This window comes from Tessaracoccus palaemonis, from assembly GCF_019316905.1.
Lineage (GTDB): Bacteria > Actinomycetota > Actinomycetes > Propionibacteriales > Propionibacteriaceae > Arachnia > Arachnia palaemonis.
The window spans coordinates 2,723,791-2,747,057 of sequence record NZ_CP079216.1 but is presented as its reverse complement, the minus strand read 5'-3'; the positions used below and the strand labels follow the sequence as shown (position 1 = coordinate 2,747,057).

Annotated in this window: 19 protein-coding genes and 1 tRNA gene; 6 read left to right on the top strand and 14 right to left on the bottom strand. The window is 68.5% G+C overall.

Annotated elements, in window-relative coordinates; translation table 11 throughout:
- Positions 1 to 3 precede the first annotated feature (3 nt).
- Positions 4 to 1,329 (top strand): serine hydrolase domain-containing protein, encoded by a 1,326-nt coding sequence (locus tag KDB89_RS12540; protein ID WP_219081546.1) that lies wholly within the window; start codon positions 4 to 6, stop codon positions 1,327 to 1,329.
- Here the strand turns inward: KDB89_RS12540 and KDB89_RS12535 are convergent.
- Complete coding sequence (locus tag KDB89_RS12535; RefSeq protein WP_219081544.1) at positions 1,316 to 4,138, bottom strand: FAD-binding and (Fe-S)-binding domain-containing protein; 2,823 nt, start codon at positions 4,136 to 4,138, stop codon at positions 1,316 to 1,318. The genes KDB89_RS12540 and KDB89_RS12535 overlap by 14 nt on opposite strands.
- A 257-nt stretch (positions 4,139 to 4,395) precedes the next feature.
- Here KDB89_RS12535 and KDB89_RS12530 point away from each other — a divergent pair.
- A tRNA-Gly gene (locus KDB89_RS12530) sits at positions 4,396 to 4,469 on the top strand.
- A gap of 394 nt (positions 4,470 to 4,863) precedes the next feature.
- Here KDB89_RS12530 and KDB89_RS12525 read toward each other — a convergent pair.
- The 5 genes from KDB89_RS12525 to KDB89_RS12505 form a co-directional block, all read right to left on the bottom strand.
- Positions 4,864 to 5,943 (bottom strand): LacI family DNA-binding transcriptional regulator, encoded by a 1,080-nt coding sequence (locus KDB89_RS12525; protein ID WP_219081542.1) that lies wholly within the window; start codon positions 5,941 to 5,943, stop codon positions 4,864 to 4,866.
- Positions 5,944 to 5,950: 7 nt separating this feature from the next.
- Entirely contained in the window at positions 5,951 to 6,784 is an 834-nt protein-coding gene (locus KDB89_RS12520) for a carbohydrate ABC transporter permease (protein WP_219081540.1), read from the bottom strand.
- 1 nt (position 6,785) lies between these two features.
- Positions 6,786 to 7,622 carry a carbohydrate ABC transporter permease gene (locus KDB89_RS12515; RefSeq protein ID WP_219081538.1) on the bottom strand — a complete coding sequence of 279 codons (837 nt, stop codon included), beginning with the start codon at positions 7,620 to 7,622 and terminating at the stop codon, positions 6,786 to 6,788.
- Between the two features lie 111 nt (positions 7,623 to 7,733).
- Positions 7,734 to 9,071: an ABC transporter substrate-binding protein gene (locus KDB89_RS12510; protein ID WP_219081535.1), complete on the bottom strand. Its 1,338-nt coding sequence runs from the start codon at positions 9,069 to 9,071 to the stop codon at positions 7,734 to 7,736.
- Positions 9,072 to 9,208: 137 nt separating this feature from the next.
- The gene (locus tag KDB89_RS12505; protein ID WP_219081533.1) at positions 9,209 to 9,820 is read right to left on the bottom strand and encodes a DUF624 domain-containing protein; all 612 of its coding nucleotides are present in this window, start codon (positions 9,818 to 9,820) and stop codon (positions 9,209 to 9,211) included.
- Positions 9,821 to 9,985: 165 nt separating this feature from the next.
- Between KDB89_RS12505 and KDB89_RS12500 the strand changes: the two genes are divergently transcribed.
- Positions 9,986 to 12,238 carry a family 65 glycosyl hydrolase domain-containing protein gene (locus KDB89_RS12500; RefSeq protein WP_219081531.1) on the top strand — a complete coding sequence of 751 codons (2,253 nt, stop codon included), beginning with the start codon at positions 9,986 to 9,988 and terminating at the stop codon, positions 12,236 to 12,238.
- A gap of 351 nt (positions 12,239 to 12,589) precedes the next feature.
- On the opposite strand, the gene KDB89_RS12495 is transcribed toward KDB89_RS12500, so the two are convergent.
- Both KDB89_RS12495 and KDB89_RS12490 read right to left on the bottom strand, forming a co-directional pair.
- Positions 12,590 to 13,882: a DDE-type integrase/transposase/recombinase gene (locus KDB89_RS12495; protein WP_219081529.1), complete on the bottom strand. Its 1,293-nt coding sequence runs from the start codon at positions 13,880 to 13,882 to the stop codon at positions 12,590 to 12,592.
- Positions 13,883 to 14,275: 393 nt separating this feature from the next.
- Positions 14,276 to 15,229 (bottom strand): DUF368 domain-containing protein, encoded by a 954-nt coding sequence (locus KDB89_RS12490; protein WP_219081526.1) that lies wholly within the window; start codon positions 15,227 to 15,229, stop codon positions 14,276 to 14,278.
- A 241-nt stretch (positions 15,230 to 15,470) separates the two neighbouring features.
- Here KDB89_RS12490 and KDB89_RS12485 point away from each other — a divergent pair, with 241 nt between their 5' ends.
- From KDB89_RS12485 to KDB89_RS12475, 3 genes are all read left to right on the top strand, one after another.
- Positions 15,471 to 16,538: a GNAT family N-acetyltransferase gene (locus tag KDB89_RS12485; RefSeq protein WP_219081524.1), complete on the top strand. Its 1,068-nt coding sequence runs from the start codon at positions 15,471 to 15,473 to the stop codon at positions 16,536 to 16,538.
- Positions 16,539 to 16,568: 30 nt separating this feature from the next.
- A complete protein-coding gene (locus KDB89_RS12480; protein ID WP_219081523.1) occupies positions 16,569 to 16,889 on the top strand; it encodes a putative quinol monooxygenase in 321 nt (106 codons plus the stop codon).
- Positions 16,890 to 17,213: 324 nt separating this feature from the next.
- Positions 17,214 to 18,101 (top strand): class I SAM-dependent methyltransferase, encoded by an 888-nt coding sequence (locus tag KDB89_RS12475; RefSeq protein ID WP_219081520.1) that lies wholly within the window; start codon positions 17,214 to 17,216, stop codon positions 18,099 to 18,101.
- Between the two features lie 272 nt (positions 18,102 to 18,373).
- Here KDB89_RS12475 and KDB89_RS12470 read toward each other — a convergent pair whose 3' ends face one another.
- The 6 genes from KDB89_RS12470 to KDB89_RS12445 form a co-directional block, all read right to left on the bottom strand.
- Entirely contained in the window at positions 18,374 to 19,117 is a 744-nt protein-coding gene (locus KDB89_RS12470) for a VIT1/CCC1 transporter family protein (protein ID WP_219081518.1), read from the bottom strand.
- The gene (locus KDB89_RS12465) at positions 19,114 to 19,776 is read right to left on the bottom strand and encodes an HAD family hydrolase (protein WP_219081517.1); all 663 of its coding nucleotides are present in this window, start codon (positions 19,774 to 19,776) and stop codon (positions 19,114 to 19,116) included. The genes KDB89_RS12470 and KDB89_RS12465 overlap by 4 nt, the downstream gene beginning before the upstream one ends.
- A 122-nt stretch (positions 19,777 to 19,898) precedes the next feature.
- On the bottom strand, positions 19,899 to 20,744 hold the full coding sequence (locus KDB89_RS12460; protein WP_219081515.1) for a MetQ/NlpA family ABC transporter substrate-binding protein: 846 nt from the start codon (positions 20,742 to 20,744) through the stop codon (positions 19,899 to 19,901).
- Between the two features lie 91 nt (positions 20,745 to 20,835).
- Positions 20,836 to 21,516, bottom strand: a complete 681-nt coding sequence (locus KDB89_RS12455) for a methionine ABC transporter permease (RefSeq protein ID WP_255555936.1) — start codon at positions 21,514 to 21,516, stop codon at positions 20,836 to 20,838.
- Complete coding sequence (locus tag KDB89_RS12450; RefSeq protein WP_255556455.1) at positions 21,513 to 22,517, bottom strand: methionine ABC transporter ATP-binding protein; 1,005 nt, start codon at positions 22,515 to 22,517, stop codon at positions 21,513 to 21,515. Before KDB89_RS12450 ends, KDB89_RS12455 begins: the two co-directional genes overlap by 4 nt.
- A 115-nt stretch (positions 22,518 to 22,632) precedes the next feature.
- Positions 22,633 to 23,217: a type II toxin-antitoxin system PemK/MazF family toxin gene (locus KDB89_RS12445; protein ID WP_219081511.1), complete on the bottom strand. Its 585-nt coding sequence runs from the start codon at positions 23,215 to 23,217 to the stop codon at positions 22,633 to 22,635.
- Positions 23,218 to 23,267 lie beyond the last annotated feature (50 nt).

Sequence of the window (23,267 nt, the reverse complement as noted above, 5' to 3'; positions counted from 1 at the left end):
CCGGTGCCGCGTCGTCGGCGGGCGGTCGTCGCGGGCTCGGTGGTCGCCGCCGTGGCCCTCGTCGCGGTGGGCGGGTACTGGTCGGTGCGGCCGCTGCTGCGCACCGGCACGGGCTACGCCGCGCACAGCAATTGCGCAGTCGCCCACCTCGCCGGCCGCGACGACCCCGCCTCGGATCTGCCGCCCAACCCGCTGGTCCCGTTCCTCGTCTCCCAGGCCGGGGAGACGTCGGCCACAGTGACCGTGCTCGGTGCGCTCGCCTGGCAGACGGCCTGGTATACGCCCGGCCTCGGCTGCACGCTGGGCTCCGGCCCCCTAGTCGCCCCCGAGCCGACGCCCGTCGAGGCCGCGACGCTCGAGTCGGCGCTCGACCCCGCCCTCGACGACGCCCTGGCCGCAGCATTCGGCGACGACCTCGACGCCTCCGCCCGCGACGAGCTGGGCACCCGCGCCGTCGTCGTGCTGCGCGACGGCAAGGTCGTCGCCGAGCGCTACGCCGACGGGTTCGACGCCGACACGCGCCAGTTGGGCTGGTCCATGACCAAGTCCGTCACCAACCTGATGGTCGGACGCATCATCCACGACGGTGACACCGACCTCACGCTCGACTCCGACCACCTCCGCGACGAGTGGGCCGACGACTCCCGCGCCGACATCACCGTCGACGACCTGCTGCGCATGACCGGCGGGTTGGCCTGGGACGAGACCTACGACCTCGGCACGCCCATCACCCAGATGCTCTACGGCGAGCCGGATATGGGGGCCTTCGTCGCCAGCCGGCCCGCGACCCACGACCCCGGCACGTTCCAGCAGTACAGCTCGGGCTCGACGACCCTGCTGTGTTCGGTGTTGGCCGGGTCCGTCACCGGCGACGGGCCGCTGCTGCCCCACGACGTCCTGTTCGAGCCGCTCGGTCTGTCGACGGCCGTCCTCGAGCCAGACGCCGTCGGCACACCCGTGTGTGGCTCCTATCTCTGGGCCACGGCCCGCGACTGGGCTCTCATCGGCCAGTTCGCGCTCGACGACGGCGTCGTCGACGGCGTGCGGCTGCTACCAGACGGATGGATGGCTAGTTCGACAACCGTCGAAGAAGTGGCGGAGACGGATTCCCCGAACCTCGCCGCCTCGTGGTGGGTCAATGAGCTGCCGGACGGCGCCCTGATGAATCCGGAGCTGCCCGCCGACGCGTACTGGGCCAGCGGCCACGACGGGCAGCGGGTCTACGTCGTGCCGAGCGAGGATCTGGTCGTCGTCCGACTCGGCTTCTCGCCGTCGGTCGACGACATCCGTGCGGACCAGCTGGTCGCCGACGTCGTCAGCGCCAGCTGAGTCTGCCCCTGGCCGGCGCGTCCTGCGTCGGGCGCGTCGCGCGGGCGAGGAGCTCCAGGATGTGCAGGTACGTCCGGCCCGTCGCCTGCGACATGCCGATCTCGCACGTCCGGTTGAGCGACGCGTAGGTCGCGTACTCGCGGCGGCCCAGCTCTGCGGCCATCTCGCGGGTCGCGGACCGCGTCAGCTCGGGGTGCAGCAGGCCACGGTCGCCCGCGAAGCCGCAGCAGGCCCAGCTGTCGGGGACATGCACGTCGTCGCTGATGAAGCGCGCCACCTTCATGAGGTCGTCGTTCATGCCCGCGCGCGTCGATGAGCACGTGGGGTGCACGGCCAGCGATGCGATGGGCGAGATCACCGACAGCCGGGGCAGCAACTCGGCGACGGCGAACTGCACGACGTCGCGCACCTCGACGTCCCAGTCCTCGGCCATGCGTCGCAGGGACTGGGTGCAGCTGGAGGCGTCGGTCACGATCGGGATGCCGGGAGGCAGGTCGACCGCCGCGCGGACCCGGTCGCGCATCATGGCATAGCCCTCGTCCATGCCCTTGGCCTGCCACGGCGCTCCGCAGCACAGGTCTGCCGCGTCGAGGAGCGTGACGCGCACGCCCGCGCGGAGGCAGAGCTCCCGGAAGGCGGCGAAGACGCCCTCGTCGGAGGAGGATCCGAGCATCGATTGCAGGCAGGACGGGAAGTAGGCCGCCACACCCGGCGTCGTGTAGCTGCGACGGCGCGGGCGGCGTTTCAGCCCCGACCCCCGCGGCAGCGACGCCGCGTAGTCCGGGACCGTCTCGGTACCGAGCGCACGTCGCCCGATGCCCGTCGCCGCCCTGGCCAGCGGCGGCGCCGTCTTCGCGACGGTGAGGGCGGCGGACCCGAGCCGCGTGAGCAGGCCCCACGAGCGGGCGGCGTTCTTCCAGGAAGTCCGCTCGGTGGGCGTGGCGGCGTCGGCGCGCTGCCGGCGGACGAGGGCCCCGGTGTCGATGCCGAGCGGGCAGGCCAGCGCGCACATGGAGTCGACGGCGCACGTGTCGATCGCCTCGTACTGGTACTCCTGATCGACGCGCGCCAGCAGCTCAGCGTCGTCCCCGCGGGCGGCGATCTCGCGACGCAGCACGATCCGCTGGCGTGGGGTCAGCGTCAGGTCGCGCGACGGGCAGCTCGACTCGCAGAAGCCGCATTCGATGCACCCGTCGACGGACTCCTCGATCGGCGGCATGAGCTTGAGGTGGCGCAGGTGCTCGTCGGGGTCGTCGGTGATGATGACGCCGGGGTTCAGGATGCCCATCGGGTCGAAGAGGTGTTTGATGGCGCGCATCACCTCGAACAGCTCGTCTCCGTACTGCTGGTGCACGAACGGGGCCATCGCGCGGCCGGTGCCGTGCTCCGCCTTCAGCGCGCCGCCGCGCTGCAGCACCCTGCGGACCATCTCGCGGGTGAACTTGCGGTACCGCTTGAGGCCGGTCGCGTCGTCGAACCGCTCGCTGAGGAGGAAGTGGACGTTGCCGTCCTTCGCGTGTGCGAACAGCGGCACGTTCATCACGCCGTAGCCGTGCCGGTCGAACATATCGTCGAGGTCGGCGAGCATGCCGGGCAGCTGGTCCAGGGGCACGCAGATGTCCTCGAGGAGAGTCGTCGCGCCCGACGGGCGGACGCCCGCGACCAGCGCGTACAGCGACCGGCGGAGCGTCAGGAGCTCCCGGCGGGTGGCCTCGTCGGTGGTGATCAGCAGCTCGCCGAGGATCCCGAGCGCACGCAGCCTTGCCGCCACGGCGTTGAGCCGGAGCGTCAGGGCCGTGTCGTCCTCGTCGTGCAGCTCGACGATCAGCGCCGCCTGCGTCGTCACCTCGGCGTCGCGGAACTCGTCGGGGCTGCCGGGCTGATGCTGCAGGACCCGCAGCGTCGCGGCATCCATCAACTCGACCGCCTGGCAGTTCTCGTCGGCCAGCGCCACCGCGGCCAGTGCCGCCGCCTGCAGGTCGGGGAACACGGGGACCAGGACGGCGGTGCGGCGCGGGAGGGGCACCGTCCGAAACGTCGCCTCGGACACGAAGCCGAGCGTCCCCTCGCTGCCGATCAGGAGGTGGGAGATGATGTCGACGGGGCGGTGGAAGTCCATCAGCGCGTTGATGCCGTAGCCCATGGTGTTCTTCATGCCGAAGAAGTGGTTGACCTGCGCGATCGAGTCCGGGTTGGTGCGCAGCCGCTTGCGGAGCATGTGCAGGCCGCCGACGAGGTGCGTCTCCTCGAGGCGCAGGGTCATGTCGGCGGCGGGGTCCGCGGTGTCGACGACGCGTCCGCTCGGCAGAGCGAAGACCATCGACTCCAACGTGTGGTAGCTGTTCTGCGTCGTGCCGCACAGGACGCCGCTGGAGTTGTTGGCGATGATCCCGCCGATCGTGCAGGCGATCGCGCTCGTCGGATCGGGACCGAGGCGGCGCCCGTACGGCGCGAGCCGGGCGTTGACCGCGCTCAGCGTCGCGCCGACGCCCGCCCGCACGCGGCGACCCTCGTCGAGGACCTCGATGTCGCGGAACCAGCGCCGGGTGTCGACCAGGGTCTTGTCGGTCACGGCCTGGCCGCTGAGGCTCGTGCCGCCCGATCGGAAGGTCATGGGGCGCCTGGTCCGAGCCGCCTCGGACATCAGAAAGGCCACGTCCTCGATACGCGTCGGGGTGATGACCTCTTTGGGGGTCAGGAGGAAGTGTGAAGCATCGTGCGCCATGGCGAGGCGGGTGATGGCGCGGCTGTCGCGCGTGATCGGTGCGCTTGCAGCCTCCTCGCTCATCACGGTCGTCACACTACTCACGCGCGGCGCTTTCGGCACGGCACGCCCGAAGCGGACGTGCCCTGTCTCGGGGGTGCGGGATCCAGGGGCGCTCCGGCGTTGCATGCACGGGTCCTCGCCATCGCCGGCTCCATAGGTCTCGGCGTTCGGAATCACGGGTGCGGTACGGCGTTGCATGAACCGCGGTGGCTTCCGCGTCGGCAGCAGACCGCGGGCGATGCGTGCGCAGAGCGGCGCTTGGCGTGGCCCGTCGGAAAGCTGCTAATCTTGGCTCCGTCGCGGGCGTAGCTCAATGGCAGAGCGCTAGCTTCCCAAGCTCGATACGCGGGTTCGATTCCCGTCGCCCGCTCCACGACGACCGGTGCGAAACCCCTCCTGACAAGGAGGTTCGCCGCTGGTCTTGTCGCTTGTGGCGCCCTTCGCCATCAAGTCGCACGGCACCTATGAGTCATGCCACCCCGGTTTCCTGAGCCGCTTCCCGGTTCCCTGAGCTCGTCGAAGGGCGCCGAGCGGAGCGAGGCGGTGACCTGGCCAGCCCCTTCGCCTCGCTCAGGGCGTTTCGACGAGCTCAACGAGCCGACGCCACCGCTATCGCCAGACGCCACCCTTCTCGACAGAAACCACCGCCATGGCGGTGGCATGTGTGAAGAAGGGTGGCGTCCGTCGGTAAGGGTGGCGTCGGCGAACAAGGGTGGCGTCCGTCGGTAAGGGTGGCGTCTGCGAGTAAGGGCGGCGTCGAGAACAGGTCAGTCGACGGGGGCGGGGACCACGGTGGCGACGGAGTCGCCCTCCAGCAGGCTTCCCCGGATCCAGACCTGCTCTGTTGCGTGGCCCGGTTGGGTCATCGCCTTGAGCATCACGCGCGCGGTCGCCTCGGCGATCTCGGCCAGCGGCTGCTGCATCGTCGTGAGCTTGGGCGACCAGTAGCGGGCGAGATCCAGCCCGTCGTAGCCGACGAGCGAGCAGTCCTCCGGGACCCGGAGGCCGGCCTCGCGCAGGGCGCCCGCCGCACCGATCGCGACCTCGTCGCACACCGCCACGAGCGCGGTGAAGTCGATCATCCCCTCCATCAGGCGGGTGGCGAGCGAGTCGAAGCCGTTCTCCAGCGTGTACAGCCGCTCGGGGACGGCCGCGCGGATGATGAGGCCCGGATCCTGCGCGATGCCCGCGTCGGCGAGCGCGTTGCGGTAGCCCGCGAGACGCTGCGCCCACGCGTGACCCGCGTCATTCTCCGGACCCGCGCCGACGAAGGCGATCCGACGGTGCCCGCGTTCGATCAGGTACTGCGTCAGGTCGGCGGCTCCGCGCTGATCGTCCGCGGACACGAACGAGTGCATCGCGCCCGAACTGGAGTAGTCCGACGTCGTGCAGAACACCATCGGCACGTCGATCCGGGCGAGTCGGCGGCTCAGCGTCACCGACGCCTCCCTGTCGCGGTTGCCGTAGCGGCCGAGGAACACGACGCCCCGGTAGCGCTCCGCGCGCACCACGCGCTCGATCGTCGAGGCCTCGGCCTCGCTGTCGACGACGTGGGTGAGGTTGGTGGTGAACCCTGCCTTCGCGAACGCCGTCTCCAGCAGCTGGAGGACGGAGATCAGGAGCCTGCCGGTCTCACCCTGGATGACCACGAGCACCGAGTTGGTCTCGGAGAGCTTCAGCGTCCGGGCGCTGGAGCTCGGCACGTAGCCGTGCTTCTCCGCGGCAGCCCGGATCCGTTCCTTGGTCTCCGGGCTGACGTCCTCACGGTCGTTCATGGCCCGGGAGACCGTCGAGACGGCGACGCCGCAGAGCTTGGCGAGCTCGCGGATCGTCACACCTCCACTCACTGGCGGATCACCCCTTCACGGCGCCTGCGACGACGCCCTTGATGATGTGCTTCTGGCTGAACAGGTAGAAGATGATCACGGGGATCATCGCCAGGACGAGGACGCCCATCATCGCGCCCATGTCCACGGTTCCGTACCCGCCCTTAAGGTACTGGACGGCGATCGGCACCGTCTTGTACTTGCGCATGTCCAGGGTCAGGTAGGGCAGCAGGTAGTCGTTCCACAGCCACATGACCTCGAGGATCGCGACCGTGATGACGGCCGGCTTCATGATCGGCAGCACGACGAGGAAGAAGGTGCGCACGGGGCCGCACCCGTCGATCGTCGCCGCCTCCTCGATCTCGGTCGGGATGCCCTTCACGAAGCCTGTGAAGATGAACACCGCGAGGCCGGCGCCGAAGCCCAGGTACACGATCCACAGGCCGAACGGGTTGCCGAGGCCGAGGTAGTCGGTCAGCCAGGACAGCGTGAACATGACCATCTGGAAGGGGACCACCAGGTTGAACAGGAACACGATGTACAGCGACTTGGCGAACCTGTTGTCGGTCCGCACGATCCACCATGCGGTCATCGACGTACAGAGCAGGATCAGGAAGGCAGATCCGATCGTGATGACCAGCGACCAGCCGAATGACGACAGGAAGTCCGTCTTCGCGATGCCGGTGATGTAGTTCTCGAGCCCGACGAAGGTCTCCGCGTTGGGCAGGGCGAACGGCTCCGAGGAGACGAAGACCTTGCCCTTGAAGGAGTTGATCAGCACGAGCAGGATCGGGAACAGGTAAGCGACCGCGACGATCGCGAAGAGGACCGTCCAGAGCTTGGGGTGTTTCGGGTCTCGCATGTCACGCCTCCTTCGAGCGGGCGAAGCGGTTCTGCAGCAGCGAGATCGCGGCGACGATGATGAGGAAGATGACAGCCTTGGCCTGGCCGACTCCCTCGAAGCCCGTGCGGCCGTAGAACGTGTTGTAGATGTTGAGGGCCAGCAGTTCCGACTGCCGCGACGGAGCCCCGTTGGTCAGCGCGAGGTTCTGGTCGAAGAGCTTGAAGCCGTTGGTGATCGTCAGGAACGTGCACACCGTGATCGACGGCATGACCAGCGGGATGATCACGCTGCGCAGGGTCTGGCGCGGCGTCGCGCCGTCGACCTCCGCCGACTCGATCAGCTCGCCCGGGATCGACTGCAGGCCGGCGATGTAGATGACCATCATGTAGCCGATCTGCTGCCAGCACACCAGGATCACGAGGCCCCAGAAGCCGTAGGTCGCCGAATAGGTGATCGAGCGGGCCCAGTGGCCGAGGATGCCGTTGAGGAGCAGCAGCCACACGTAGCCGAGCACGATGCCGCCGATGAGGTTCGGCATGAAGAACACGGAGCGGTAGAGGTTCGAGCCCTTGAACTTCTTCACGAGCATGTACGCGACGGCGAAGGCCACCACGTTGATGACGACGGTCGTGACCAGCGCGAATGCCGCGGTGTACCAGAGGGAGTGCAGGAACGTGTCGTCACTGAGCAGTCGCGCGTAGTTGTCGAGGCCGACCCAGCGGCTCTTCGTGACGGTCGTGAACTTCGTGAAGGACAGGTAGACGCCAAGCGCGAACGGCGCGACGAACCCGATGATGAAGGCGGCGATGGTCGGCCCGGTGAACAGCCACCACCAGCGCTTGAGCGATCTGTACATATTTCTTCTCCTACGCGCGACGGTGCGGGCGCACTGTGAAGTGCGCCCGCACCGTCACACCGTTTCAGTTTGGGTCAGGGGCTCCGTCTCTCCGGCGGAGTCCCGTGGGGGTCAGCCCTGGTTGGAGAGCTCGACCTCGGTGGCCCAGTTGTCGACGAAGGTTGCCCGGACGGCGTCCCAGTCGCCGGTGCCCTGTGCGTAGGCCAGCATCGCCTGACCCAGCGTGTTCTTCCACTCCTCGGAGGGCATGGTGGTGAAGTTCCACGTCACGGCCGTCTTGCCGGCAGCGGTGTAGGCGGCGTCGGCCTGGACCAGCGGGTTGCTGGACTCGTAGTCGGCGAACGTCTTGAAGGGGGTCACGAAGCCCATGGTGTTGGTCAGGGTGTCGCGGCCGGTGTCGGAGCTGATGACCCAGTTGAGGAAGTCCTTGGTGGCCTTCTGGTCGGCCTCGGAGGCCTCGGAGTTGACGACCCAGTAGTTCTCGGAACCGGTGGTCAGGCCCTGGTTCTCCTCGCCGTCGGCGCCGATGTAGATCGGCAGCATGCCCATGTCGGCGTCGTCGACCTTCTGGTCCTTGATGTCGTTGTAGGCCCAGGTGCCGTTCTGGTAGAAGACGGCCTTGCCAAGGGCGAACTCGGAGTTGGCGTCATCGATCGTCTTGCCCGACAGCAGCGAGGGCTCCGTGGTGGAGTTGCTGATGTACAGGTCGAAGATGTTCTTGAAGCCGTCGAGGTACGTGCCCTTGATCGACTCGGGCTGGCCCACGATGCCGTCCGCCTTGTACTCGTAGTACAGCGGGATGTTGGCCAGGTGGGTCTTGAAGCGCCAGTCGGACGAGGAGTCGAAGCCGGCCGAGGTGAACGCGCCGTCGATGCCGAGGTCGTCCTTCTTGGCCTGGATGTCCTCGACGACCGACTTCAGGGTGTCGAAGCTGGTGATCTCGTCGGCGGAGGTGATCTTCGCGCCGTCGGTCGCGATGTAGTCCTCGAGGATCGCCTTGTTGTAGATGATGCCGTAGGTCTCCATGACGTACGGGATGGCGACGGGGTTGCCGTCGTCGTTCGTCAGGGCGATCGACTGGTCGTTGAGCTGCGCGTAGACCTCGGTGTCGCTGAGGTCGGCGGCGTAGTCCTTCCAGGTCTGCAGGCCGACGGGGCCGTTGACCTGGAACAGGGTCGGGGCCTCGGACTTGGCCATCTCGGACTTCAGCGTGGTCTCGTAGGTGCCGGACGCCGCGGTCTGGACATCGACCTGGACGCCGGTCTCCTCGGTGTAGGCCTTGGCGAGGGCGACCCAGTCGTCGGCCTGCTCGGGCTTGAAGTTCAGGTAGTAGACCTTGCCGGTCGCATCCGCGCTGTCGTCGCTGGAACCGCTGCAGGCGGTCACACCGAAGAGCAGGGCACCTGCCATGAGGCCGGCCGCGAGCTTCGCTGTCTTGCGTGTTGCCATAGTCCTGTTGCCTTCCTTGGAATGAGGACTCACTGTGTCTCACGTGGTTGTTTCCGACCGAAACGCCGGAAACGATTCCGCTGAGCGTCAGAGTACAGAACGGCAGGATGGCCCGCAAGAGGTGGGGTCGAATAAGGTCAGGAGGCCCGGTCGAGCAGAGGGCGGAACGCGCGCTCGATCAGCGGCGCCGAGGCGACCCAGGGAAGCGAGACGCCGAGCAGCAGGAGCACCGGAAGGCCGGCGGGCAGGTAGTACGCAGTGGCCACCACCAGGGCGATCATCCCGGCGTGGATCGCGAGCACCCCGAGGGCGAGGGGGAGGTTGCCGATCGCCACGAGCCAGGCGTTCTTCAGGTGGGCTCCCACCGTGTTCTCGAAGCGGGCGATCAGCGACCACAGGAACGGGAATCCGAGCAGCAACACGGCACTGAGAAGCGCTTTCAGGACGACAAGCTCGTCGGCCTGCACGAAGATCCAGGCGGCGAGCAGGGCGAGCGTCACGGGTCCGACCGCCGCCCAGGCGAGCGACGCGGTCCGGAAGTTGCGCCGAAACGAGGTCAGGAACATCCGCCAGACGGCGGTGCCCTCACCCTGGGCCATGCGGCGGGAGGTGTCGGCCAGCGCGGTGAGGCTGGCGCCCGCCGTGACCACGGGCAGCGCGCAGATGCACGCGAGCAGGTTCAGGACGATCAGGTCGCCGACGGTGCTGATCGCCCGCCACAGGGGGGCGTCGTACTGGAACAGCCGCACGCTGATCACCTCGTTTCCACGGACAAGACTACGTCGTCGCGCTCGGCTCGCCCCGGGGGGTGACTCTCAGAGCCCGGCAGGTTATGGTGCTCCCGGATACGTTTCCGGAATCAGGGAGGCCGTGTGCGCGTTACCGGTTCCGGGGCAGCAGAGAAAGCGACGAGCATGATTGACCGAGTATTCGACGTCGAACCGACGGCCCTCACGACCCGCGTCCTCAACCGCGACAAGCTCCGGCTGATCGAGTCCCTGACCTCGATCGGCAACGGGCACATGGGCATGCGCGGGAACTTCGAGGAGGGCTACTCCGGGGACCACCACCTGGGCACCTACCTGGCCGGCGTCTGGTACCCCGACCGCACGCGGGTCGGCTGGTGGAAGAACGGCTACCCGGAGTACTTCGGCAAGGCCATCAACGCGCTGAACTTCGCGGCCGTCGACGTCCTGATCGACGAGGCTCCCGTCGACCTCGCGACCGTGGAGCCGTCGGACTTCCGGATCCGCCTCGACCTCCGCAACGGGCTCCTGACAAGGTCGTTCGAGCTCGCCGCTGCCGGGTCGACGTTCCGGATCAGCTTCGAGAAGTTCCTCTCGGTCGTCGAGGTCGAGACCTGCTGGCAGCGCGTCGTCGTCGAGTGCCTCACCGGCGGCGCGAACGTCGAACTGCGGCCGCGCATCGACCGCGACGTGCACAACCAGGACTCCAACTACGGAGAGCAGTTCTGGGAGGAGACCGGGCGCCGCGTCGGCGAGCAGCCGGCACTTTCCACCAGGACGGTCCCGAACTCCTTCGGCGTGCCGCAGTTCACCGTCACGGCGGTCAGCCGGGTGGCGGCCGACGTCAAGGTCGAGCCGCTCGAACTCCCCACGTCGGTCGGCGTGAGCGTCGCCTCGGGGCTCGAGGCAGGGCAGCGGCTCGAGATCGTGCGCACCACCGCGGTCCTGACCTCGCGCGACCACGAGGCGGACACGCACGAGGCTGTCGCCGACGCGCTGCTGGAGCGCCTCTCGGCCGAGAGCTTCGACGAGCATCTGGCCCGCCACACCGCGGCCTGGGAGGCCCGCTGGGCGACCGCGGCAGTCACGGTCGTCGGCGACGACGAGGCGCAGCAGGGCATCGCGTTCAACCTGTTCCAGCTGTTCTCGACCTACTACGGCCACGACTACCGCCTCAACATCGGCCCCAAGGGCTTCACCGGCGAGAAGTACGGGGGCGCGACCTACTGGGACACCGAGGCCTACCTGGTGCCGCTGTACCTCGCGGTCGCGGACCCCGAGGTCACGAAGGCGCTGCTCCGCTACCGCCACGAGCAGCTGCCGCAGGCGCAGCACAACGCCCGCCAGCAGGGGCTGGCCGGCGCGCTGTACCCGATGGTGACCTTCAACGGCATCGAGTGTCACAACGAGTGGGAGATCACCTTCGAGGAGATCCACCGCAACGGCGCCATCGCGTTCGCAATCCACAACTACGCCAACTACACCGGCGACCGCAGCTACCTCGAGGGCGACGGCGCCGAGGTGCTGGTGGAGATCAGCCGGTTCTGGGCGGACCGCGTGCACTTCTCGAAGCGCCGCAGCCAGTGGATGCTGCACGGCGTCACGGGCCCGAATGAGTACGAGAACAACATCAACAACAACTTCTACACGAACTACCTCGCCGCGTGGACCATGCGCTCGACGGCGGAGCTGGTCGCGGCCGGGCACGGGCCGGAGGTCGCGTCGGAGGAGGTCGCGCGGTGGCGCGAGATCGCCGAGGGGATGTACTTCCCGACCGACGACGAGCTCGGCATCTTCGTGCAGCACGACACGTTCCTCGACAAGGACCTCACGCCCGTGGCGGAGCTCCGTCCCGAGGACCGGCCGCTGAACCAGACCTGGTCGTGGGACCGGATCCTGCGCTCCTGCTACATCAAGCAGGCCGACGTGCTGCAGGGCATGTACCTGTTCGAGGACGACTTCACCGTCGAGCAGCTGCGTCGTAACTTCGCGTTCTACGAGCCGCTCACGGTGCACGAGTCGTCGCTGTCGGCGAGCGTGCACTCGGTGCTCGCGTCGTCGATCGGCGAGCGGGAGAAGGCCGTCGAGCTGTACCAGCGCACCGCGCGCCTCGACCTCGACAACTACAACGCCGACACCGAGGACGGCCTGCACATCACGTCGATGAGTGGCGCGTGGCTGGCGATCGTGCAGGGCTTCGCCGGGATGCGCGTTCGCGACGGTCAGCTGTCGTTCGCGCCGTACTGCCCCGACGGCTGGGAGTCGTACTCGTTCAGCCTGGAGTTCCGCGGCCGCACCGTCGGCCTGACGGTGAGCCCGGGTGAGGCGGCGGTGCAGCTCCGGGCCGGGGAGAAGGTCACCGTCGTCGTCGCGGGGGAGCCGTACGAGCTGGCTGACCGGATCGTCGTCCCGCTGTCCTGAGCCGGAGCCGCGGTCGAAAAACGCTCGCTGGTGGCCTGAGTCGCTGCATCGCGCCGGGCAGGCTGATCCAGGCAGTCATGCCGGCCCTCGTCGCCTCGTCAAGCTGTTGTCAGCCTGACGAGGCGATGCGCGTCTTCGCCGCACCCCGGCCGACCACTGCCAATGCTCCCCTCCCGAGAATCGTTCAGTGGTCGATTCTCCCTGGTCTTGTGCCGAGAATCGTTCGATGCCTCGTCGGACTCTCGCGCGCCTCCTGAAGCGTTGTGCGGTTTTCGTCGCCACACCGGGGAGAATCGACCTGCCATGTCTCGGTGCTTCGTGGACGGTTGTGTCTCAGTGGCTTGTTGACGGTTATGTCTCACGGTGGCTGGTGGTTCTGGGGCTGATTGTGAGCAGTCGGGTGGTGCCGGTGGGGACTTTGCCGGGGTGTGGGGTGGTGCCGACCAGGACGCCGTTGGTGTCGAAGATCTCGATTGTGGTGGCGTTGAACATGATGTGCAGTGTTTCGCCGATGTGGCTGCTGCCGACGTAGATCTTCGCGTTGCAGATGTGTACGCGGCCGCTGCGGGAGACCTGCCGGTCGGCCCAGCGGGCCTGGCTGGGGTCGGTGGCGGGGCGTTCTCCTTTCAGGCGGCGTGTGATGCCGGACTTCACGGTCCGTCGGCTGGTCGGGGTTGGCTGGGGTGGTGGGGGTGTCGGTGGGCCGGGGAGTGCTTTCGGGCGGGCTTGGTAGGCGTCGGCGGGAGTCTGGTCGGGGTCCAGTGCCTGGTGGGCCCGCTGGGTGTTGTAGTACTGGGCGAACTGGTCGGCGAGTTCTGCGAGTCGGGCCTGGGAGCGGATCGGGCGGTGCGCGTCGAGGAAGGTGTGGAACGTCTGGTGCAGGCGTTCGCTCTTGCCCTGGGTGGTGGGTTTGCCGGGCCGACCGGTGATCGGCTCGACGCCCTGGCGTCGGAGGAAACCCTCGAGCTGGGAGGTCCTGCCGCGGCGGGACTGGTTGAACGCGGTCCCGTTGTCGGTCAGGAATCGGGCCGGGGCGCCGTGGTGACCGATCGCCGCGGCGACGACGGTGATCGCTGCCTGGCTGGTCTCGGACAAGGCGACGTGTGAAGCGAGGATGAATCGGGAGTGGTCGTCCTCGACCTGGAGTACGCATCGTCTCGACCCGGCCTCGTCGTCGAGAACGATCTCGACTCCGTCGAGTTGCCAGCAGCCGTTCGGGTCCGGGTAACGGAACCGGCGATACGACGCCCGGGGACGTTTCGCTGGCTCCGGACGCACCACCCCGTGCCGGGTGAAGATCCTGGCCAGGGTGGCCCTGGACGGCGGGTCGATCCCCTGACGCCGCATCGCGGCCGCCACGGACAACGGCCCATGGTCCCAGCCTTCCCGCTTCAACCCGGCACGGACCTGCAACGCGATCGTCTCGATCTCGTCGCTGGTGCGTCGCGCCACGGACCTGGCGATCGGCTGCCGGGCCGTCACCGCGGCGAGTTTGCCCTCGTCGGCGGCCCGGGACCGGACCTTATAGAACTCCGCGCGAGAGATGCCGTGCTCCCGGCAGAACCTGGTGACCTCGCCCCTACGAGGACTGTCAGGGAAGTTGATGATCCGTTGACGAACACGAACATCGATACGAGCAGCCATGGCCCGACCCTCACCGCGGACACCCGCAACTGTCCACGAAACCGTGAGACAGAACCGTCAACACCCACTGTCAACGAAGGTCGAGACACATCTGTCTACGAAGCTATGAGACACAACCGTCCACGAAGGTATGAGACTTCACAGGGGAGAATCGACCACTGAACGATTTTCGCGATGGGGTGGTCAGCGGTCGGTCGGCGGTCGGCGGTCACCGGTCGGGGGTTGGGGCCGGTGGTCGGGGGTGTGGAGGCCCGGCGACGGTGTGGTCGGGGATGTGGAGGCCCGGTGACGGTGTGGTCGGGAATGTGGAGGCCCGGTGACGGTGTGGTCGAGCACGTGGAGGCCCGCCGACGGTGCGGCCCAGAGCCTGAAGGAGCAGAGGCCGACGAGCGGTCAGGCGTCCTTGCCGCCCGACTCGATGGCCTCGCGCTCGTCGGAGTAGCGGTCCTCCACCTTGCTGAACAGGTACGACGCGACGACGCCGACGACGAGCAGGGCCGCGGCGAAGGCGATCGAACCGCCCAGTGACAGCCCGCTTGCGGCGAGGCCGGCCGGTGCGAAGGCGGGGAACACCACCGTCGGGAAGATGGCGACGGATGAGCCGATCACCATGCCGAGGATGAAGTGGTACATGCCGGAGTAGTACCGGTCGAAGGCCCAGGCCGCGGCCTTGGCGAGCAGCATCACGCACGCGATGAGGCCGAGCGCGAGCGGGATGATCGTGCCCATGTCGAAGTTCTTGATACCGGAGGCCATCTTGTCGTAGAGGCCGAAGTAGATCAGGAAGTTCGACGGGCTCATGCCCGGCACGATGACGCCGAGCCCGATCAGGGCACCGGAGCCGAACCAGACAGGGACGCTCGGCTCGACCTGCAGAAGCTGCGAATCGCCGCCGATGTACATCAGGGCGAAGATCGCCAGCGCCGCTAGGCCCATGATGACAAGGTCCTTCGTGCTGCGACCCCGCTTGCCGGCCTGGCGGTACAGCGACGGGAACGTGCCGATCACGAAGCCGATGAACAGGCACGTGAACTGCGCGGCGTAGCGGCCGAACGCGGCCTCGACGATCACGGAGAACCCGACGATGCCGAGCATCATGCCGATGCCGACGGGGGTGAAGAACAGCACGTTCTTCACGAAGTTGCGTCGCAGGTTCGCCAGGAACCGGATCATCGGGTCGTAGAGCTTGAAGATGACGGCGAGCACGCCGCCGGACAGGCCGGGGAGGATGGCGCCGACGCCGACGGCCATGCCTTTCAGCAGCCGCGACACCCAGCCCTTCGGCGTATCGGGCCTTGTCACGTCGATGGCGGCGGGGTCGTTGCGCAGTTCGTCAGCGGGGGCCATGGGCGCGTCTACTCGTCTCGGTCGGTGGCGATTACCGCTCCACCCTACGCAGCCGGGCGGTGACTTCGAAACGGTGACGACCTGATTCAGGGTGACTCAGGGGTTGCCAGGGCGTCGACGATCATGGCAGGCTCGCCCCATGTTCGCATTCCGTCGCTGACCGCGCAGACGCCTTGAGCCGCACAGGCTCGGCGTCCGTCGCGCGCCCGAACACACCCCTTTCACCACCCGAGGACACCTCATGCCTGTTTCCATCATCGACGTCCCGCTGCCCGAGCAGCCCGACGACCTCTGGCACGCCTACTGCGAGCTGATACGCACCAGCAACCACCTCCTGATCGACGGTCCCGGTTGGGACGCCACCGACGAAGCCTCCCTCCACCGGGCACGGGCCAACCTGGCCGAGCGGACGACCGAGCGCCTCCTCGCCGTCGACGAGGACCGCCCCGTCGGCTTCGCCAGTCTGTCCGTCCAACTCGTCGACGATCCCGACGCACCCCAGGTGTTCGTCTTCGTCCTGCCCGACGAGCGCGGCCGCGGCATCGGCGGGGAGCTTGCCGCCCGCCTCGACGAGCGGCTCGCCGCACGGGGAGCGAAGCGCGCCACGGCCTGGGTCGAGGCCCCCCGCCCCGGCGACGACCGCGTCGTCCCGACCAGCGGAATCGGCGCGGCGCCCGCCGACCACGACGGCGTCCGGTTCGCGCTCAGCCGTGGCTATGTCCTGCACCAGATCGAGCGGGTCAGCCGCTACGACTTCGCAGCCCCGCTCGTCGACCCCGTCGTCGCCCGCGACTCGGCGGCCGCCGCGGCGGGCGACGAGTACGAGGCGCTCACCTGGGAGGGCGCGACGCCGGACGTGTTCCTCGCCGACATCGCCGTCCTCAAGGAGCGGATGAGCGTCGACCCGCCGTCGGGCGGGCTCACCGTCGTCGAGACCACGTGGGATGCCGAGCGCGTCCGCCGCATGGAGGATTCCATGCTTCCGACCATGCGCCGCTGGGTCGCCGTCATCCGCCACCGACCTTCGGGCCGGGCGGTCGCCATCAGCGAGCTGATGCTCGAGCGCGACGCGCCCGACGCGTTCGTCGACCAGTGGGACACCATCGTCCATCCTGATCACCGGGGCCACCGGCTGGGGATGATGGTCAAGGCCGCGAACCTTGTCCAGGTGCGGGAGGCCGCGCCCGACGCCACTGCCATCGTCACGTGGAACGCCGAGGAGAACCGCTACATGCTCGACGTCAACGAGGCCCTCGGGTTCCGCCCGATCCTCGTCGAGGCCGCGTTCGAGAAATCGCTGAGGCCCTAGGGTGGCAGTAACCGATCAAGGAGGATGCCGATGTACTTCATCGTCGTGAAGTTCCCTGTCAAGCCGGAGTTCGCCGACCAGTGGCCCGAGATCTCGCGCCCTTTCACCGAGGCGACGCTCGCCGAGCCGGGCAACAAATGGTTCGAGTGGTCGCGCTCCGTCAAGGACCCCAACGAGTACGTCCTTGTCGAGGCCTTCGACGACGATGGTGCGGGTCCGCACGTGAACTCGGCCCACTTCAAGCAGATGCAGGTCGACCTCCCGCCGTACCTGTCCACGACGCCGAAGATCGTGTCGCGCCAGGTCGACGGCGACGACTGGGACGAGATGGGCGAGCTGAAGGTCGGCTGACGTACCGGTTCCCTGAGCACTTCGACGAAGCTCAGCGCAGGCCTGTCGAAGGGCCCTGAGCCACACCGGTTCCCTGAGCCTGTCGAAGGGCCCTGAGCGGAGCGAAGGGTTTTCCTCTCGCTTCGCTCGAGGCACCTCGACAAGCTCGGCGACCCGGTTCCCTGAGCCGCTCCGGTTCCCTGAGCTTGTCGAAGGGCCCTGAGCGGAGCGAAGGAGGTGTCCTCTCGCTTCGCTCGAGGCACCTCGACAGGCTCGGCGAACCGGGAAAGCTCGGCGACCCGCTTCCGCGCCGCGGCCCCACCAACCACTGCAAGGAGGAGAGAAGTGACCGACGACAGCTATCTGAACATCAACCGCGCCAACTGGGACGCGCGGGCGGACGTGCACGTCGGCCCCGACGGCTACCAGCTGGAGGCGTTCGACGACCCAGCGTGGATCTCCGACGTCGTGGCGTTCGACCGGCCCCGGCTCGGCAACCTGACCGGGCTCGACGCCGTCCACCTGCAGTGCCACATCGGCACGGACACCGTCAGCCTGGCCCGGCTCGGCGCGCGGATGACCGGACTCGACCTCGCCCCGCGGGCGCTGGCCCACGCCCGGACCTTCGCCGCGCGGGTCGGCGTCGACGTCGACTTCGTGGAGTCCGATGTGTACGGCGCCGTGGAGGCCTTGGGTCCGGGGCGCTTCGACCTCGTCTACACCGGCATCGGCGCCATCTGCTGGCTCCCCGACATCGACCGCTGGGCACGCACCGTCGCCGCGCTGCTACGGCCCGGCGGCAGGCTCTTCATCCGCGACGGGCACCCGGTGCTGAACTCACTGGCGGCCGTGGTCGTCGGGGACGAGTATGCGGAGCGCGGCCAGCAGCCCGACATGACCGCCCCCGGGGGGATGAGCCCCGCGCTGGAGTTCGCTTACTACACACAGCCCGAGTACCGGGTCTGGTGTGAGGAGACGAGCTACGCGGGGTCGACGCCGGTGGCCTCGCCCGTCTCGGCCGAGTGGAACCACTCGATCGGTGAGATCCTAACGGCGGTGCTCTCCGCGGGGCTGACCATCGAGACCTTCGTCGAGCACGACAGTGTGCCCTGGGATGCGCTGCCGGGGATGATGACGCTCGGCGACGACGGTGAGTACCGGCTTTCGGACCGCCCCGAACGCCTGCCGGCCAGCTTCACGCTGATCGCCACGCGTCCGGCGTCGGTGGGTTGAGGTCCCGGTCCTTGAGCGCATTCGGGTCCTTGAGCCTGTCGAAGGGCCCTGAGCGGAGCGAAGGGTTGGGACCCGGGCGCGGGTTTTCCTCTCGCTTCGCTCGAGGCGCCTCGACAAGCTCGGCGACCCGGGTGGCTCGGCGAACCGAGAAGGCTCCGCCACCCGGTCCCTGAGCCACCCGGTTCCCTGAGCCTGTCGAAGGGCCCTGAGCTTGTCGAAGGGAAAGGACCGGGCGAAGGGGTTGTCCGAAGGGGCAAGCGTGAGACCAGGCGTCAGGAGCCGAGCAGGACGCCGATGCCGTAGGTGGCCGCCAGCGCCAGGGCGCCGCCCACGACGGTGCGGGCGACGGCCCGACCCCACGGCGCGCCGCCGATCCACGCGGCGACGGCGCCCGTCGCCGCCAGCGCGACCAGCACCGACACGAAAGTCACCGGGATCCGCAGCCCGGCGGGCGGCAGCAGGATCGCCAGCATGGGTAGCACGGCCCCGAGTGTGAACGCGACCAGCGACGCGGCCGCTGCCCGCCACGGGCTGACGACGTCGTCGGCGCTGATGTGCAGCTCAGCGTCTAGGTGCGCCGCGAGCGCATCGTGGGCCGTCAACTCGTCCGCGACCCTCCGCGCGGTCTCCGGCGACAGGCCCTTCTGCTCGTAGAGGTCGGCCAGCTCGGCCAACTCCTCGCGGGGCATCGTCCGCAGCTCCTCGCGTTCCTTGGCGATCAGCGCCCGCTCGGTGTCGCGCTGGCTGCTGACCGAGACGTACTCGCCCAGCGCCATGGAGATCGCACCTCCGATCAGCGCTGCCATGCCGGCCAGCAGCACGGTCGCTGAGTCGGTGGTCGCGGCCGCGACGCCGACGACGACCGCCGCCACCGATACGATCCCGTCGTTGGCGCCCAGCACACCGGCCCGCAGCCAGTTCAGTCGCTGAGCCAGCCCCTCGCGGTGCGGCTCATCATGCGTGGGCGCCGCGTCCCCGGGCGACGGCGCGGCGCGACCAGCGTCGGGGGAGGTCATGCGTCACCGGCGAGGACGACGGGCGCGACAGCCGAGGCCTCCGAGACGACCAGCTCTGCGCCGGCGGCGAGCAGCTCCTCCGCGGAGCTGGCACCGGTGGTCACGCCGAGCGGCCGCATGCCGGCGGCCCGCGCCATCACGACGTCCGAGACGGCGTCGCCGACGTACCAGGTGGCGCTGGGATCGATGCCGAGCTGCTCCGCCGCAAGGAGGGCGGAGTCGGGGGCGGGCTTCCCATGGGTCACGAGGTCGGTGCCGACGACGATGTCGACCAGGTCGGCGATGCCGATCGCCTGCAGGAGGTGCTCGGCCCCGTCGGTGGTCTTGGCGGTGACGACGCCGACGCTCAGCCCGGCCTCGCGCAGCGAATCGAGCAGCGCCCGCGCGCCAGGCAGGAGCAGGGTGACGCCGTGCTCGTCGACGACGCTGCGCCACGTCTCGCGGTAGGCGGCGACCATCTCGGGGATCTGAGGGTCGTCGTGCTGCAGCCCGCTGAGCTCGACCAGCGCCACCTCGAGCGGCCTGCCGACGTAGGGGACGACGGCCTCGGGGACCACCAGGGTGCCGAAGCTGGTGACCGTGAGCGCGATGTGGTGCGCGATCACCGGAACGGTGTCCGCGAGAGTGCCATCAAGGTCGAAGAGAACTGCGCGCGCCACATCTGCACCCTACCGGTGCGAGCGGCCCCGCGGGTCTGTCGGGGGACGCGAGAGGGGCCGCCACGCTCTCGCGTGACGGCCCCTCGGTTGCCGGATGCCCCTCAGGGCTCAGCGGTGGGTGATCAGCCGGGGATCACGTCACCTGCGGGCCACTCGGACTTGATGAACTCGGCCACCTCGTCGGAGTGCAGCAGCTCGTCGAGCTTCGCGATGGCGGCGTTTCCGTCGTCCTCGGTGCGCCACACGAGCACGTTGGCGTACGGGTTGTTCTCGACGGACTCGATCGCGATGGCGTCCTCGGCCTTCAGCCCGGCGTTCAGGATGAAGTTGCCGTTGATCAGCGCCGCGGCGACCTTGGGATCGTCCAGCTGCTTCACGACGACCTCAGGCTGCGACTCCTCGAAGGCCAGGCCCTTGGGGTTCTGCTCGTCGCTCAGGGTCAGGACGGTGGTGTCCTCGGTGATGCCGGCCAGCAGACCGTTGTCCTCGAGGAGCTTCAGGCCGCGGTACTGGTTCGACGGGTCGTTGGTGATGGCGATGGTGCCACCGTCGGGGATCGCGTCGACCGAGTCGTACTGGTTCGAGAACAGCGCGAACGGCTCGATGTGGATGCCGGTGCCGTGCGAGAACTCGTAGCCCTTCTCGGCGATCTGGCTCTCGAGGTACGGGACGTGCTGGAAGTAGTTCGCGTCGAGCTCGCCGGAGGCCAGGGCCTCGTTCGGCAGCACGTAGTCGTCGAACTCCTGGATCTCGATCTCGAGGCCGGCGTCGGCGGCGAGGTTGTCGCGGACGTACTCGAGGATCTTGGCGTGCGGGACGGGGCTGGCGCCGACGACGAGCTTCGTCGGGCTGGCCGGGTCCAGGGTCGCGGGGGCGCTGGAGGTGTCGGTCGTCGTCGACGAGCCGCACGCGGACAGCGCGAGGGTGGCTGCCAACGAGGCAGCGACTACGGTGAGAATCTTTCGCATGAGGAGTACTCCTTGCTCTGGGCCGACAACAAGTCGGCCATCTTCTGTGGCCTGGTGGCCGTTTCCCGGTACGTGGGAAGTTCTTGGGGGATCAGCGGTGGTCGATGGCTTTGCCGATCCTGTCGCCGATCCACTGGACCAGCTGGACGATGATGACCAGCAGGATCACCGTGATGACCATCACATCGAGCTGGTAACGCTGGAAGCCGTAGTTGTAGGCGAGGCGCCCGAGGCCGCCGCCGCCGATCAGGCCCGCCATGGCGGAGTAGCCGATCAGCACGACCACGGTGGTGGTCACTGCTGCGACCAGCGCCGGCATGGCCTCCGGGATCAGCACCTTGGTGACCGACTGCAGCTTCGTCGAGCCCATCGCGTGCGCCGCGTCGAGCTTGCCGGGGTGCACTTCACGCAGGGCGGACTCGACAAGACGGGCGAAGAACGGGATCGCGCCGATCGCCAGCGACACCGACGCCGCGATCGGGCCGAGCGATGTCCCGACGAGCACGCGCGTGACGGGGATCAGCGCCAGCATCAGGATGGCGTAGGGGATCGAGCGGGTGATGTTGACGATGACGCTGGAGAGGATGACGTTGACCGGACGGTTCTCGCTCATCCCGCCCTTCTGCGTGACGAACAGCACGACGCCGAGTGGTAGTCCGATGATGACGGTCGCGAGCGACGAGATGCCGACCATGATGAGCGTCTCCCACAGGGCGGGGAGGAGGGCCTTCTGGATGGCCGGGTTGCTGAGCCAGGTGTCGAGGAGGATCACGCCGCGTCCTCCTCGGTCAGCTCGCTGGTGAGTCGCGCGTCGGCGCCCAGCTTGCGCAACTCGGCGATCGCGGCCTGCGGGTCAGCGTCCGGCGGGACGAGGAGGCGCAGGTGCGAGAAGGTCGTTCCGGCGAGGTGCTCGACGCTGCCGGCGATGATCGCGATCTCGGCGCCGATGGCGCGCGACGCCATCGCGACGACGGGCTGGTTCGCCCGCTCGCCGGCGGACAGGACGTCGACGAGGGTGCCGCGTGAATCGTCGATCGACTCGTGCGGCGGGATGCCGAGCAGTGCCTTGCTGAGGCGACCGTCGAGGCGGTTGACGACCTCGGTCAGCGGCCCGGACTCGAGCACCCGGCCCCCGTCGAGCAGGGAGACGGAGTCGCAGATCTTCTTGACGACGTGCATCTCGTGGGTGATGACGAGGACGACGAGGTCGGAGCGGTGGTTGCGCAGCTGCACGATGAGGTCGAGGATCTCGTCGGTGGTGCGCGGGTCGAGCGCCGAGGTGGGCTCGTCGAACAGGAGCACGTCAGGGTCGGTCGCGAGCGCCCGGGCGATGCCGACGCGCTGCCGCATTCCGCCGGACAGCTGAGCGGGGTACGCCTTGCCCGAGTCCCCGAGGCCGACGAGACGGAGCAGCTCCGCGACCTTCGCCTCGCGCTCCGTGCGCGGCACGCCGGTGATCTCGAGGGGGTATCCGACGTTGTCGGCGATGGTGCGCGAGTCGAAAAGGTTGGCCTGCTGGAACACCAGCCCGATCCGGCGGCGCGCGGTCCGCAGCGCGTCGGAGCGGGCGGCGGTGAGGTCGACGCCGTTGATCTCGACGGTGCCCGACGTCGGGTGGTCGAGCAGGGTGAGGCAGCGCACCAGGGTCGACTTGCCGGCGCCCGAGTGGCCGATGATGCCGTGGATGGAACCGGACGGGACGCTCAGCGACACGCCGTCGAGGGCGCGCACCTCCCGCTTGCCCTGGAAATAGACCTTCGTGAGGTCTTTCACAGTGATCAACCCGACTCCTTCAACCGTATGGTGAGATATTCAAGCAGCCGACCGGCGTGCCGGAACAATCGCGGTCACGTAGTTCCGCATGGTGTTCACCGATGGCGGAGCCGTCTTAGTAGTGCCGGCGCACCTCGACGGCGACCGCCTCGAAGGTCGGCCGGTCCAGGACGGCGCCGATGCGGCGTACTGCGTCGGGGTCGATGCGGATGATGCGGTTGACCCTGGCCTCGCTGGGGCGGTGCTGCGGGTCCCACGCCCCGGTGCCGATGTCGACCCAGAATCGGCCGGCTTCGGCCTCCTGCTCCGCGTCGCGGTCGTGGTCCTGGCTGGTCACCTGGAGCGCGAGCAGCCAGCCGCCGTCGCGCCCGATGATGAGCGCCGGCCGGTCCTTGCCCTGTGTGGGGTCCTCCTCGTAGGGGACCCAGGTCCACACGATCTCGCCCGGGTCCGGCTCCCCGTCGTGACGGGGGCTGTAGACGATGTCGGGGAGCCGGTCGTAGTCGCCGGGGTAGTCACCGCCGTCGACTGAGGGCCGGGCGGCTGAGCGGCTGCCGTCGGTCCGAGGCTTTGTTGGCCGGGGGTCGCCGCGTCGCGCGGCGTTGTCCGAACCGGGGCGGGTCGCGTTGTTGAGTGCGGTGTCCGCGACGCCGCGGAGCACGCGCAGCACGCCGTCGAGGAAAGCGCTGGAGCCGGCCATGTCGGCAGCCTAGTGCCGGCGCCACCCCTTGCCGGCGGACGCCACCGCAG

Coding starts and splice junctions, on each gene's coding strand:
- KDB89_RS12490 (WP_219081526.1), bottom strand. CDS start 15,229: ATGGCCCCCGCTGACGAACTGCGCAACGACCCCGCCGCCATCGACGTG.
- KDB89_RS12510 (WP_219081535.1), bottom strand. CDS start 9,071: ATGGCAACACGCAAGACAGCGAAGCTCGCGGCCGGCCTCATGGCAGGT.
- KDB89_RS12520 (WP_219081540.1), bottom strand. CDS start 6,784: ATGCGAGACCCGAAACACCCCAAGCTCTGGACGGTCCTCTTCGCGATC.
- KDB89_RS12460 (WP_219081515.1), bottom strand. CDS start 20,744: ATGCGAAAGATTCTCACCGTAGTCGCTGCCTCGTTGGCAGCCACCCTC.
- KDB89_RS12500 (WP_219081531.1), top strand. CDS start 9,986: ATGATTGACCGAGTATTCGACGTCGAACCGACGGCCCTCACGACCCGC.
- KDB89_RS12470 (WP_219081518.1), bottom strand. CDS start 19,117: ATGACCTCCCCCGACGCTGGTCGCGCCGCGCCGTCGCCCGGGGACGCG.
- KDB89_RS12445 (WP_219081511.1), bottom strand. CDS start 23,217: ATGGCCGGCTCCAGCGCTTTCCTCGACGGCGTGCTGCGCGTGCTCCGC.
- KDB89_RS12480 (WP_219081523.1), top strand. CDS start 16,569: ATGTACTTCATCGTCGTGAAGTTCCCTGTCAAGCCGGAGTTCGCCGAC.
- KDB89_RS12495 (WP_219081529.1), bottom strand. CDS start 13,882: ATGGCTGCTCGTATCGATGTTCGTGTTCGTCAACGGATCATCAACTTC.
- KDB89_RS12515 (WP_219081538.1), bottom strand. CDS start 7,622: ATGTACAGATCGCTCAAGCGCTGGTGGTGGCTGTTCACCGGGCCGACC.
- KDB89_RS12485 (WP_219081524.1), top strand. CDS start 15,471: ATGCCTGTTTCCATCATCGACGTCCCGCTGCCCGAGCAGCCCGACGAC.